Source organism: Paraburkholderia sp. RAU6.4a, from assembly GCF_050435625.1.
GTDB lineage: Bacteria > Pseudomonadota > Gammaproteobacteria > Burkholderiales > Burkholderiaceae > Paraburkholderia > Paraburkholderia tuberum.
Map to the genome: position 1 here is coordinate 2,494,166 of NZ_JBNDKQ010000003.1, position 13,027 is coordinate 2,507,192.

11 protein-coding genes and 1 pseudogene are annotated in these 13,027 nt (G+C 62.6%); 8 read left to right on the forward strand and 4 right to left on the reverse strand.

All coding sequences use genetic code 11. From position 1 onward, the window contains the following. Nucleotides 1-54 precede the first annotated feature (54 nt). From OKW40_RS36095 to yjfF, 3 genes are read left to right on the forward strand one after another with little or no spacing between them, the layout of a single operon-like run. Nucleotides 55-1,689 carry a sugar ABC transporter ATP-binding protein gene (locus OKW40_RS36095; RefSeq protein ID WP_429493743.1) on the forward strand — a complete coding sequence of 545 codons (1,635 nt, stop codon included), beginning with the start codon at nucleotides 55-57 and terminating at the stop codon, nucleotides 1,687-1,689. Then, nucleotides 1,686-2,729 (forward strand): ABC transporter permease, encoded by a 1,044-nt coding sequence (locus OKW40_RS36100; RefSeq protein ID WP_429493744.1) that lies wholly within the window; start codon nucleotides 1,686-1,688, stop codon nucleotides 2,727-2,729. Before OKW40_RS36095 ends, OKW40_RS36100 begins: the two co-directional genes overlap by 4 nt. Then, complete coding sequence (gene yjfF, locus OKW40_RS36105) at nucleotides 2,726-3,823, forward strand: galactofuranose ABC transporter, permease protein YjfF (RefSeq protein WP_429446599.1); 1,098 nt, start codon at nucleotides 2,726-2,728, stop codon at nucleotides 3,821-3,823. Before OKW40_RS36100 ends, yjfF begins: the two co-directional genes overlap by 4 nt. A gap of 93 nt (nucleotides 3,824-3,916) precedes the next feature. Here yjfF and OKW40_RS36110 read toward each other — a convergent pair. Next, nucleotides 3,917-4,111 (reverse strand): annotated as a pseudogene (locus OKW40_RS36110) (phosphatase PAP2 family protein); the annotation flags it as partial. Nucleotides 4,112-4,468: 357 nt separating this feature from the next. Here OKW40_RS36110 and OKW40_RS36115 point away from each other — a divergent pair. Both OKW40_RS36115 and OKW40_RS36120 read left to right on the forward strand, forming a co-directional pair. Continuing rightward, a complete protein-coding gene (locus tag OKW40_RS36115) occupies nucleotides 4,469-5,416 on the forward strand; it encodes a polyphosphate kinase 2 family protein (RefSeq protein WP_429493745.1) in 948 nt (315 codons plus the stop codon). Nucleotides 5,417-5,461: 45 nt separating this feature from the next. Beyond that, on the forward strand, nucleotides 5,462-8,215 hold the full coding sequence (locus OKW40_RS36120) for an HAD-IC family P-type ATPase (protein WP_429493746.1): 2,754 nt from the start codon (nucleotides 5,462-5,464) through the stop codon (nucleotides 8,213-8,215). 20 nt (nucleotides 8,216-8,235) lie between these two features. Here the strand turns inward: OKW40_RS36120 and OKW40_RS36125 are convergent, their stop codons facing one another. Together OKW40_RS36125 and OKW40_RS36130 are read right to left on the reverse strand one after the other, a co-directional pair. Then, complete coding sequence (locus tag OKW40_RS36125) at nucleotides 8,236-9,045, reverse strand: class I SAM-dependent methyltransferase (RefSeq protein WP_090806167.1); 810 nt, start codon at nucleotides 9,043-9,045, stop codon at nucleotides 8,236-8,238. 313 nt (nucleotides 9,046-9,358) lie between these two features. Then, a complete protein-coding gene (locus OKW40_RS36130) occupies nucleotides 9,359-9,520 on the reverse strand; it encodes a hypothetical protein (protein ID WP_429493747.1) in 162 nt (53 codons plus the stop codon). Nucleotides 9,521-9,669: 149 nt separating this feature from the next. Here OKW40_RS36130 and OKW40_RS36135 point away from each other — a divergent pair, with 149 nt between their 5' ends. The 3 genes from OKW40_RS36135 to OKW40_RS36145 all read left to right on the forward strand — a co-directional run bounded on the left by OKW40_RS36135 (nucleotide 9,670) and on the right by OKW40_RS36145 (nucleotide 12,260). Then, nucleotides 9,670-10,095, forward strand: a complete 426-nt coding sequence (locus tag OKW40_RS36135) for a CopG family transcriptional regulator (protein ID WP_429353921.1) — start codon at nucleotides 9,670-9,672, stop codon at nucleotides 10,093-10,095. 45 nt (nucleotides 10,096-10,140) lie between these two features. Continuing rightward, complete coding sequence (locus OKW40_RS36140) at nucleotides 10,141-11,238, forward strand: extracellular catalytic domain type 1 short-chain-length polyhydroxyalkanoate depolymerase (protein ID WP_429365303.1); 1,098 nt, start codon at nucleotides 10,141-10,143, stop codon at nucleotides 11,236-11,238. Between the two features lie 233 nt (nucleotides 11,239-11,471). Beyond that, entirely contained in the window at nucleotides 11,472-12,260 is a 789-nt protein-coding gene (locus OKW40_RS36145; protein ID WP_429493748.1) for an IS6 family transposase, read from the forward strand. 1 nt (nucleotide 12,261) lies between these two features. Here the strand turns inward: OKW40_RS36145 and OKW40_RS36150 are convergent, their stop codons facing one another. Continuing rightward, nucleotides 12,262-12,954, reverse strand: a complete 693-nt coding sequence (locus OKW40_RS36150) for a phosphatase PAP2 family protein (protein WP_184068412.1) — start codon at nucleotides 12,952-12,954, stop codon at nucleotides 12,262-12,264. Between the last annotated feature and the right edge of the window lie 73 nt (nucleotides 12,955-13,027).

Below are 13,027 nucleotides of genomic sequence, written 5' to 3' on the forward strand. Positions count from 1 at the left end.
GGGAGCATGTCACTGGGGCCTGCCGAACCATGCATAGCCGATCGAGCGAGGTCCATGACCCATTCCGCTACCGAACCGAATCAGCCGGACCAGCCGCGGCGCGGCACGCCGCCGGGCGCGCCAGGCCAACAGAATGACATGAGCGCGCGCGAACCGATTCTGGCGACCTCCGGCGTCAGCAAGACATTTCCGGGCGTGAAGGCGTTGCAACACGTCGACTTCCGCCTGTTTCCCGGCGAGGTCCATACGCTGATGGGCCAGAACGGCGCCGGCAAATCCACGTTGATCAACGTGCTCACCGGCGTGCTCGCACCCGATGCCGGCACGATCCGCCTCGGCGGCGAGGTGGTCGCGTTCGCGTCGCCGCAGGAAGCCGAGGCGGCCGGCGTGCGCACGCTGTACCAGGAAGTGAACCTGTGCCCGAATCTGTCGGTGGCGGAGAACATCTTCGCGGGCCGGCAGCCGCGCCGCTTCGGCGCGATCGACTGGCCCGACATCAAGCGGCGCGCGCAGGAAGCGCTCGCGCGCCTCGACGTGTCGCTCGACGTCACGCGCTCGCTCGACGCCTATCCGATCGCCGTGCAGCAGATGGTCGCGATCGCGCGAGCGTTGTCCGTCGATGCGCGCGTGCTGATTCTCGACGAACCGACTTCGAGCCTCGACGACAGCGAAGTCGCGCAGCTATTCAAAATACTTCGACATCTTAAGCGATCGGGCATTGCGATCCTGTTCGTCACGCATTTCATCGAGCAGACTTATGCGATCTCCGATCGCATCACGGTGATGCGCAACGGCGAGCGCGAAGGCGAATATCTCGCGCGCGATCTGTCCGCGGATCAGCTGGTCGCGAAGATGGTCGGCCACGAGCGCATGAGCGCGCGTCTGCGCGAAGCGGCGCACGAAGGACAGGCCGCCGACGATCAGGAGGTCGCGCAAGACCACACGGCAGCAACGGCCACGCCGCCGTTCATCGAGCTGCGTGGCGTCGGCCGTCGCGGCACCTTGCAGCCGATCGATCTCGAGATGCAGGCCGGCAAGATTCTCGGCCTCGCGGGTCTGCTCGGCTCGGGCCGCACCGAAACCGCGCGGCTTCTGTTCGGCGCGGATCGCGCGGACAGCGGCACGATCCTCGTCGAAGGGCGCGTCGTGCGGCTGCGCACGCCGCACGACGCGGTGCGCCACGGCATCGGCTATTGCGCGGAAGACCGCAAGAAGGAAGGCATCGTCGCCGAACTGTCGATCCGCGAAAACATCATGCTCGCGTTGCAGGCGCGGCGCGGCTGGTGGCGCAAGATCAGCCGGCAACGCGCGCGCGAGCTCGCCGATATGTGGATCGAGCGGCTCGGCATCAAGGCGTCCGACGCCGAGCAGCCGATCGCGCTGCTGTCCGGCGGCAACCAGCAGAAGGCGCTGCTCGCGCGCTGGCTGGCAACCGATCCCAAACTGCTGATCCTCGACGAGCCGACCCGCGGCATCGACGTCGCCGCGAAGTTCGACATCATGGACCGGCTGCTCGCGCTGTGCGCGAACGGCCTGTCCATCCTGTTCATCTCGTCGGAGATCAGCGAGGTGCTGCGCGTGAGCCATCGCGTCGCGGTGCTGCGCGATCGCCGCAAGATCGCCGAGGTGGCCGGTAAGGCATCGAACGAGGACAACATCTACCGACTCATCGCAGGGAGCGGCGAATGAAGCTATCGAACTGGTTCGCGCGCGACGGGGTGGAGCGTCCGCTGCTGTGGCCATGCGTGACGCTCGTGTTGCTGTTCGGACTGAACCTGCTGGCCAATCCGCATTTTCTCGCGCTGCGCACGCTCGACGGCCACCTGTTCGGCGCGCCGATCGACATCCTGAATCGCGCGGCGCCGCTCGTGCTGGTCGCGATCGGCATGACGCTCGTGATTGCGACACGCGGCATCGATATTTCGGTCGGCGCGGTGGTCGCGATCGCGGGCGCCGCGGCCGCGACGATACTCGCGACCCAGGCCGTGCCGAGCGGTGCGCTGATCGCGCAGGCGCTGCTGGCCGCGCTCGTCGTCGGCATCTTGAGCGGCATGTGGAACGGGCTGCTCGTCGCGTTCGTCGGCATGCAGCCGATCATCGCGACGCTGATTCTGATGGTCGCGGGCCGTGGCATCGCGCAACTGCTGACCGCCGGGCAGATCATCCCGATCGGCGCGCCCGGCTATCTGTTCGTCGGTGGCGGCTACTGGCTCGGCGTGCCGTGCTCGGTATGGATCGCGACCATAGCCGTGCTGGCGACCGCCGCCCTGGTGGAGGGCACGGCGCTCGGTCTGTTCATTCGCGCGATCGGCGTGAACCCGGTTGCGACGCGGCTCGTCGGCTTGCGCTCGAAGGCGATCGTATTCGCGGTGTACGGCTTCTCGGGCTTGACCGCGGCGCTGGCCGGCATCCTGATCAGCTCGAACGTGCGTAGCGCGGACGGCAACAACGCGGGCTTGCTGCTCGAACTCGACGCGATTCTCGCCGTGACGCTCGGCGGCACGTCGCTGCTCGGCGGCCGCTTCAGTTTCGCGGGCACGGTGCTCGGCGCGCTGATCATCCAGACGCTCACGTACACCACGTATTCGATCGGCGTGCCGCCGGAAGCGACGCTCGTCGTGAAGGCGGCCGTCGTGCTCGCGGTCAGCGTGATCCAGTCGCCGGTGGCACGCGCGCTCGCGGTGTCGTTCGGCGCGTCGCTCGTCAAATCGCGCGGGGTGGCACGATGACGCGCGTTCTCGAAGCACTCGCCCGCGTGGTGGATCCGCGCACGCTGCCGATCGCGGTGACGGTCCTGCTGTTCTGCGCGCTGTTCGGCTTTGGTTCGGTGATGTACACCGGTTTCTTCTCGTGGCAGGTGTTGCTCGATCTGCTCGTCGACAACGCGTTCCTGCTGATCGTCGCGATCGGCATGACGTTCGTGATCGTGTCGGGGGGCATCGATCTGTCGGTGGGCTCGATCGTCGCGCTGACGACGATCGTCGAAGCCGTGCTGTCCGAGCACATGCATGTGTCGGTGTGGCTCATCATTCCGATCGTGCTGTTGATGGGCACGGTGTTCGGCGCGGTGCAGGGCGCGCTGATTCACTACTTCCGCCTGCAGGCGTTCATCGTGACGCTGGCGGGGATGTTCTTCGCGCGTGGCCTGTGCTTTCTGATCACGACGCAGTCGATCACGATCACCGATCCGACGTTCAAGGCGATCTCCGCGTTTCGTCTCAGTGTCGGCGTCGGTTCGGTATCGGCGAACGTGCTGATCGCGGCCGTGACGCTCGCGGCCGCGATCTATGTCGCCCATTTCACGCGCTTCGGACGCAACGTGTATGCGGTCGGCGGCAATCCGCGCTCGGCGCTGCTGATGGGCCTGCCGGTCGCGCGCACGCGGGTCGGCGTGTATGCGCTGAGCGGCTTCTGTTCGGCGCTCGGCGGCGCGGTGTTCACGTTCTACGTGCTGTCGGGCTATGGGCTGCAAGGGCAGGGCATGGAACTCGATGCGATTGCGGCCACGGTGATCGGCGGCACGCTGCTGACGGGCGGCGTCGGTTATGTGGTCGGCTCGCTGTTCGGCGTCGGCATTCTGGGCACGATCCAGACGCTGATTACGTTCGACGGCACGCTCAGTTCGTGGTGGACGCGCATCGTGATCGGCGCGCTGCTGTGCGCGTTCTGTTTGCTGCAGCGATTGATCGAGCGGCACGCGAAATCGGTGCGTCGGCCCGGCGGCACCAATGCGGTCACGACGACGGGGCATGGGCACGGGCGTGACGAGACGTCGACGACGGCGTCGTCGGATTCGCAGGTGTTGGGGCGGGCGCCGGGCTAGCGCGCGGTCTTCCAGTCGCTTCGAACCACGGCGGCGCGGCGCAAGCCGCGCCGCGTTCACGTTAGTCCGCGCGGCCGCTTCCGAGCGTCCAGCTCATGCCGTTCGCACCTGCATGGACCGCGAACTCGGCGCCTTCGCGGATTTGCGCGTCGCCAGCAGACCCGCAAACACATCGGCGAGATAGTGACCGCCTTGCGTCGGCGTCGACAGGATCATCGTCACGTTGAGAGGAATCGCAAACAGCAAAAGCCGTGGCATGCGACGCAGCGCATAGATAAAGACAATAGCGGGTAACGCCCACTACTCCGCTGTTCCCCGTGTTCGTGGCTCGACATTGTGCTCGTCCATTTTTTTGTTGGCGCTGTCTGGTGAAGGATAAGCACAGGTAATGCCTATCGTCTGACGGCCTTGTCGCGACTGGGTCGACGGGGCCGACAGGCGGTGATCGACCGGCAGTGCGGTTCGGAACGTGGCAGCGTTCAGACGTGTGTTTCCCGTCGCTACGCGGGTGCGCAGCGTCGTTGCCGATGAGCACGTTTCCGTTTGCGTGACCTATTATCAGAAAGAGTTGTGAACAGTACGACTGCGGTTGCGATGCAATCCGCGAATCGTGCAACTGAATGCAGATGCCGTGGAGAAAGAGCGATGGTTCGCAGGGAAATACTCGACGCGCTGCGGGCATACACCGATCCGTTCCGCGTCACGAGCGGCAAAGATTTCTTCCTGAAGAATTTCGATCCCGGCGAGACGGTGGGACTCAGAATGCATAAGGAAGAGGCGCAGCAACTGCTCCAGCGCGGGTCGAAATGGCTCGCGATGGAGCAGGAGATCCTCTACGCGCAGGATTCCTGGTCCGTGCTGCTGGTGTTCCAGGCCATGGACGCCGCGGGAAAGGATGGGACGATCAAGCACGTGATGTCGCGCGTCAATCCGCAGGGGTGCGATGTCATCTCGTTCAAGCAGCCGTCGGATGAGGAGCTCTCCCACGACTTCCTTTGGCGCTATTCGAGGAAAGTGCCCGAGCGCGGGCACATCGGCATTTTCAACCGCTCGTACTATGAGGAGGTGCTGGTGGTGCGCGTGCATCAGCATCTGCTCCATGCGCAGAAGATCCCGCCGGCACGGGTCGGCAACAACATATGGGACGAGCGGCTCGCCGACATCGCGCGCTTCGAGGACTATCTGACGCGCCAGGGCGTGGTCATTCTCAAGTTCTATCTGAACCTGTCGTACGGGGAGCAGAAGAGGCGATTCATGGATCGCCTCGACAATCCCGACAAGCACTGGAAGTTTTCCGCAGCCGACGTTCGCGAGCGTCGCTACTGGAACGACTATATGCACGCCTATGAAGAGGCGATCCGCGCGACGGCCTCCGAAGCGGCTCCGTGGTTCGTCGTGCCCGCCGACAACAAACCTTTCACGCGCCTCATCGTCGCGGCCGCGATCGTCGAGGCCGTCGAGAAGCTCGACCTCGAATATCCGAAAGCCACGCAAGAGCAGATGAAGGATCTCGCCGCCGCGAGGGCGGAACTCGACGCTGAAGCGGTGGACGAGACGAGACCCGATCAACCCGGGGACGATCCAGACCATTGAGAGCGGCCCCCTGACCCGAAATCACCGGAACCGGGAGACACGAGGATGAGTTCAGTTGAGAGTGCGACGCCGTGGCATGCGATGCCGGCCGGTGACATCGAACGGCAGTTCAACGTCGATCCCGCGCAGGGCCTCGATGCATCGGAAGCGACCGGGCGGCTGGCCACCTATGGGCCGAACCGCCTCCCGCAGGGCAAGAAGAGGGGGCCGGTCGTACGCTTCCTGATGCAGCTCCACAACGTTCTGATCTACGTGCTGCTCGCGGCCGGTTTCGTCAAGTTGATGCTGGGCCTGTGGCTCGATGGCTCGGTCATTCTGGCCGTCGTCATCCTCAACTCGCTGCTCGGCTTCCTGCAGGAAGGACGCGCCGAGAAGGCGCTCGACTCGATTCGCAACATGCTGTCCGCGGAAGCGCGCGTGATGCGTGGCGGAGCGGTTCGCTTGATCCCCGCCGAGGAACTCGTTCCTGGCGACATCGTGCTACTGGAATCGGGCGACAAAATCCCGGCGGACATGCGTCTCGTCGACGCCAGGAACCTGCGCACGGAAGAAGCGGCTCTTACGGGGGAATCCCTCCCGGCCGAGAAGGGCACCGCGCCGGTACCCGCCAAAGCCACGGTCGGCGACCGCGAGAACATGGCGTTCTGCGGCACGATGGTCTTGTCGGGCCGGGCAACCGGCGTCGTGGTGACGACCGGGAGCCAGACGGAACTCGGCCGGATCAACCAGATGCTCGCCGAGGTCAGCGCGCTCGAGACGCCGCTGCTGCGCCAGATCAAGAAGTTCGGCTACGTCATCACGGCAGTGATCGCCGTTGTCAGCGTGCTGCTCTTCTCCTGGGGGCACTGGCTCGGACACATGACCTTCGTCGAGCTGTTCCAGGCCATCGTGGGGATTGCGGTATCGGTCATCCCGGAAGGCCTGCCGGCGCTCATCACCATCACGCTCGCCATCGGCGTGCAGCGCATGGCCCAGCGCAACGCCATTATTCGCCGCCTGCCGGCGGTCGAAACACTGGGCGCCGTCTCGCGCATCTGCTCGGATAAAACGGGCACGCTGACCCTGATGGAGATGATGGTGACCTCCGTCGTAACGGCCGAAGCGGCCTATGCCGTTACGGGCGACGGCTACGCCAGCGAAGGAGAGGTCAGCGCGGATGGCAAGCCGCTCGGCGCTGCGCCGGACGTGCTCAAGCTGATGGGCCGCGTGTCGCTGTTGTGCAACGACGCCGAGCTCTTCGAGGAAGACGGCAAATGGAAAGTGGAGGGTGACCCGACCGAGGGCGCGCTCTATCCGTTCGCTTCCAAGCTGGGCATGGACCGTGCCGCCGAGACGGCCGCCGCGCCGAGGATCGACGCGATCCCCTTCGAGTCCGAGCACAAGTTCATGGCGACGCTGAACCGTTCGACGGACGGCGAGATGCTGCTGGTCAAGGGCGCGCCAGAGGTGATCCTCGACCACTGCGACCGGCAGCAGACGGCGCAAGGCCCGGCGCCGCTCGATCGCGAGCACTTCGCGAGGGAGGGCGACCGGCTCGCCGCGCAAGGTGAGCGCGTGCTCGGGCTCGCGTGGCTGTCGGACCCGGGCCTGCGTACGGGCGGCCTCGGGCCGCAGGACCTGCCGCGTACCCTCGTACTGCTCGGCCTCGTGGGCCTGATGGACCCGCCGCGCAAAGAGGCGATCGACGCCGTGCGCGAATGCCACGGCGGCGGCATTCGCGTGACGATGATTACGGGCGACCACAAGATCACGGCGGCGGCAATCGCAAGAATGCTGGGCATCGGCGACGGCAAGACCGCCGTGTCCGGCACCGAGATCGAGGCGATGAACGATGCGGCGCTGCAGGAATGCGTGCGCGGCGTCGACGTGTTCGCGCGCGCGAGTCCCGAGCACAAGCTGCGGCTCGTCAAGGCGATCCAGGCGAACCGGCAGATCGTCGCGATGACGGGCGACGGCGTCAACGATGCGCCGGCGCTCAAGAAAGCCGACATCGGTGTCGCGATGGGGATCAAGGGCACCGAGGTGACGAAGGAGGCGGCGGGCATGATCCTCGCCGACGACAATTTCGCGTCGATCTCCGCGGCGGTGAAGGAAGGGCGCACGGTCTACAACAACATCGAGAAAGCGATGCTGTTCATGCTGCCGACCAATGTCGCGCAAGGCGCGGTGATCGCGGTGGCGATCCTGTTCTCCTTCACGCTGCCGATCACGGCGCCGCAGATCCTGTGGGTCAACATGGTTACTTCCGTCGCGCTCGGCCTGACCATTTCGTTCGAGCCGCACGAGGCAGACGTGATGCGCCGCTCGCCACGCGCAATCGACCGGCCGATCGTCACGCGCTTCGGCATCTGGCGCATCCTGTTCGTCGGCGCGGCGCTCGTGATCTATACGCTGTCCACCTTCTTCTGGATGAAGTCGCAAGGGGCGTCGGATCAGATGGCGCGCACGGCCGCGGTCAACGCCATTACGCTGGGCCAGGTGTTCTATCTGCTCAACATCCGGTATCTGCTCGATTCGTCGCTGTCCGTGCGCGCCCATACAGGCAATCGCTATCTCTGGTACGGAATAGCCGGCGTCGTGGTCTTGCAGCTTCTGTTCACCTATACGTTCCCGTTCCATGCCGTTTTCCACACCGAGGCTCTGCCCTTGTCGGCGTGGGGGTGGCTCGTCGGTGGTGGCGTCCTGTTTTTCCTCGTGGTGGAGATCGAGAAGCTCGTTTTCCGGCTCACCCCTGCATTGAGAGGATTTGTGACGTCGCAACAGGAGGGCGCGGCCTTGCCCAATGATCCCGCGAGGTAGGCCGCCTTGGCGGCCGCCTGCTACATCTCATGCACGCGGCGGAGGATGAAAAACAGATTAGCCGAGACTGCATTCACGATCGGTATCCGCTCGAAAGGCCGGTTCAGCTTCATGCCGATATTGGCCAGTGCGTTGAGCGCTCCGCCGCCCTTTATGCCTTTTGCGAAGGTGGGAAAGACCTGGTGATAGCCGCATTCTTCCAGTACGAATCCCGACCGGAGAAACAGGCGCTTCGCGTCGCTGAGACTGTACAGCCGATTATGGCCCGTGTACTTCTTCATGACTCTGCACGCGTTTTCGGTCACCGATAAGCGGTTAGGTAAAAATGTGATTATCAGCAAACCGTCGTTTTTCAGCACGCGCCATAGCTCATCGAGGCTCTTTTGCTCGCGGGCCACGTGCTCGAGTACACCGCTTCCGATCACCACATCGAATTGATTGTCTTCGTAGGGCAGCAGAAATTCATGATCGAGCGATGCGAAAGATAACCCGGCGTACTCATGGAATTCCGCGAATTGCCCATCCTTGCAGATGTCGCAGCCATATATATCGATGTCATGGTAGAGCGTGCGAAGCATGCACGAATCTGGCGCGTGCCGGCATCCCCAGTCGAGCACTTTCATGCCACGCTTGATATACGGTGCGTAAATTTCGAACGCGCGCACGTGGCGATCGAGACTCGCGTTGTTGGCAATGACCGATTGCACATAGTCCCGGTATTCACCATCGCTACGATGTGCAATGTAGTCCTCGCAAAGCTTGGCATAAGTCGCCTTGACCTGCTGCAATTCATTGCTCGGGATCGTTTCAGTGTCGATGGGTTTATGCATATCTCCCTCATGGCGGTGCGAACGATACGACGAATTTCAGGCTCTACCGGGCCAGTATGCTGGTAATCCTTGGTCCATGTTGAGGTCTGCGCAATCCGCTTCCGCAGTACCGGCTTTCGCTGCCCGAGTGACATCGGGGTTGAGAGGTTCGCGGGATGTTGACCACTCCGATTTTGAGCGCTGATGGACTGCGTTTGGCGAGACCTGCGGCAGCAACTACCGGGATAAAGCCGCGATAGTGAACGGGTTCAAGTTTTGAAGGATAGCAGTTGAATTTGTCAAAACTGGTCGGGGAACCTCTCCATTTCGCGCCTTATTCTGATGGTTTTGCGCCTTGACGCTCATCCGTTGTGTTCGAGCGAACATCAGTGCCAACCTCCCGTTGCCCGGCCGTCTTATTCAGCGTTAACTTAACAATGCGGTCGAACAGCGCGATGTGCGTCCTCCAACCGGCCAGTACGTCGTAGCTATCCATGTGCGCATCGACCGGCGATAGCGCTCTATCTAGCCCCCACGACCAGCGATGCGGCGAGCCCAGAAGGCGTCTCGACCCCAAATTTTTATGTTGCGGCGCATCTCAAACCATCCTATAACCATCCACATGGATGGTGCAAGGATGGTGCGATGAAGAAACCCGCGGTAGTGGACACCCCCCGCTCGAAAGGCGGCGACTCGGAAAAAATCACGATCAACCTCGGACCGGTCGACCTCGGGCAGATCGACCTGCTGGTTGAAGAAGGCTTCTATGCGAACCGGACCGACCTGATCCGAACGGCGATTCGCAACCAGCTCGCGCTACATGCGCGGGTCGTCCAGGAAACGGTTGCGCGTCGTTCGCTCGTGCTCGGGCTGCAGCATTTTTCCAGGCAGGATCTCGAGGCGATTCGAGCCGCGCGCGAGCGTCTCAACATTCAGGTCCTGGGATTGGCCAGCATTGCCGCCGATGTCTCCCCGGAACTCGCGCTCGCGACTATCGAAAGCGTCGTGGTGCTGGGAGCCTTTCACGCTTCGCCCGCAGTCAAGACGGCGCTTGCCGGCAGAATCCACTAGCCGCGCGAGGCCCACCCCCTCAACACCGGTAATCGGACAAATGTGATGAAACTCAACGAAGGCTTTCTGAACTCAATGCACGAAGCGATGACTTTGCTGCGTACCCGCGGCGTTGCCGAAGCGACAGAAGCGATACAACGCGCACTGCGAGGGGAAAGCGTCGGTGCAGTGAACGAAACTGCGTCGCGGGACAAGACGCCAGAGCCCGTTGTCTTCCCGTTTGCAAAGACCAAGGAAGCGACCGCGCACAAGGCGCGAGAAGACTGCCTGGACGTGGAGGAACGAGGACATTTCATCACGCTTGCGTATGCGAATGCCGCCGGTCGCCGTCAATATCGGCTGTATGTGCCGGCGGGTGGCGCCGGCGAGCCGCTGCCACTGATTGTGATGCTGCACGGCTGCACGCAGGACGCCGACGATTTCGCAGCAGGCACGCAGATGAACGCGCTTGCCGAGCGGCATCGATGTCTTGTAGCTTATCCGGTGCAACCGCAGCAGGCGAATCCGTCGAAGTGCTGGAACTGGTTCAAACCTGACGATCAGCATCGCGAGCGCGGCGAGCCGTCGCTGATCGCCGGCATCACGCGCGAAATCATCTCGGCCCACAACGTCGATCCTGCGCGCGTGTACGTCGCGGGGATGTCCGCGGGGGGCGCAATGGCGGCGATCATGATCGCCGAGTATCCCGAACTGTATGCCGCGGTCGGCGTGCATTCCGGTCTTCCGGCACGGTGCGCGCACAATTTACCCTCCGCGCTCGCGGCGATGAAAGGCGGCAAGCACCCCCGAAACGCACGGCGCGTGCAAGGCGATACAGACTTGTCACCGAGACGGCCCATGATCGTCTTTCATGGTGACGCGGATGCCACCGTTCACGTAGCGAATGCCACGCGGCTCGTGCAGAGGTTCGACGCACGGCCGGACGCCGGCAGCGAACGGCGTCGGGTCGACGCGGGCCGACGCGCCTGTACCGTCTCGCGGCTGGTTTCCGGCGACGGTATCGACGCCGAGTTGTGGACCATTCATGGCGCAGGGCACGCTTGGGCAGGCGGCAATGCACGAGGCAGTTATACGGACGCTACTGGTCCGGATGCGAGTGCCGAAATGCTGCGCTTCTTTCTTGATCATCCGCAACGACAATAGTGCAGGCCTCTCTTGTGGTTACTATGATTGCGACGGAGCGGCGTCCGCTGTGCATGTAGAGCAAGTCCGCTTGCTCAACTGCATAAAAGGCTGCCCGATGAATCACTTCCGGGGCGAATCCTCGGCGGGAGGTGGGCGAAGCCGGATTTGCGCCGCAATCAACGTACGGCGGGGGTTCTGTCGCGCTACCGCGGTGCGCTGGAATTCGCATTCCCTCACGAACCACGAACGAGATGGGCAAAACGAAGAATTCATCGGGTGCGACGTTTCCTGCGGGGATCGGCAAGGTTCTCAAGCGCTTGCACTATCCGCTGGACGTGATTCTGCTGTGTGTTCGCTGTTACGTGGCGTACTCGCTGAGCCTGCGCAACCTCGAAGAGATGATGGCCGAGCGGGGAATTGAGGTCGATCACTCAAGTGTGCACCGATGGGTGATCAAACTCGTACCCTTGTTCGAAAAGGCATTTCGGCGAATCAAGCGCCCGGCCGGCAAGAGCTGGCGCATGGACGAGACCTGCGTCAAGGTCAAAGGACAATGGAAATATCTGTACCGGGCCGTCGACAAGGAGGGCAACACGATGGATTTCCTGCTGCGTGCGCATCGCGACAAGGCTGCTGCACGTCGGTATTTCGACAAGGCGATTGCCCAAAATGTTGAGCCCGAGACTATCACTGTGGACAAGAGCGGCGCCCATCTGGCCGCGCTCGAAGCGCTCAACGCTGAGCGGAAAAAGCCAATCAAGATCCGGCAGATCGAGTATCTGAACAACGTCGTCGAGCAGGATCACCGCGCCATCAAACGTGTCATCAAGCCGATGATGGGCTTCAAGAGTTTCCGGTTTGCGCGCATCATTCTGTCCGGCATCGAGGTGATGCACATGATTCGCAAAGGGCAGATGCAGCACGATGGCGACACCAGAACCGCTGCCGAGCAATTCTATTCGCTGGTCATATATGCAGTCCTCTTCATATCAAATCCGCTCGCACTGACTTCCTTATCGCGACAAAACCGCCATGTGTGATTCATAGGTGTTTGATCACACTGCCCGTCAGCTTGCGCAGTTCGTCGAACTGCGTGGCGAGTTCGAGGCACAGAATAAAGGCCAGCATCGCTGACGGTCCCGGGTAACGCTCCATCCATCGCAGCGCCGGAGTGGCGTAGCGCACGCGAATCGCGTCTCGCGTCATTAGATAGGTGATTCCGGCTCCCACGAGCGCGCCCGCCAGCAAGTCGGTCGGGTAGTGAAAGCCTAGATAGGCACGCGGCAGGCAAATGACCAGCACCGCATAGAGAATCGCCAGCACGCCGATGCCCCGCCACACGAGGAAGATGCCAGTGGCGACCGCCATCCATAACATCGCGTGATCGCTTGGGAAGGAACTCCAACTCGACAGCTGTGCGTCCTCGATGACGTGACCCGCAAAGTGCAGATGCAGCTCGCTGCTAAAGACAGGGCGCACTCTGAACGGCAACCAGTGAGTCAGCAGTCTTCCGACGAAGAGCGCCAGGAGGCCGCTGAGAAGCGTTGCGAGCACCATTTCTCGCCGCCATTCGCGGCGCTCGTCTCGCTGAAACCACATCCACCACAGCAACGGTATGAGCACGAGCCCTTTGAAGGTGTAGAGGTCGGCAATGACCTCTATGGTTTGGGCCGTGAGATAACCGAAGTGGATGGTGGATAGATATGTCTCGATAGACGAATCGAAGCTATTCATTGTCTTGTAAGAAAATCGGACCATGCCAATTTCCGATGCGACTAGCTCGTATCGGGCTCTATCGTCGGCAACG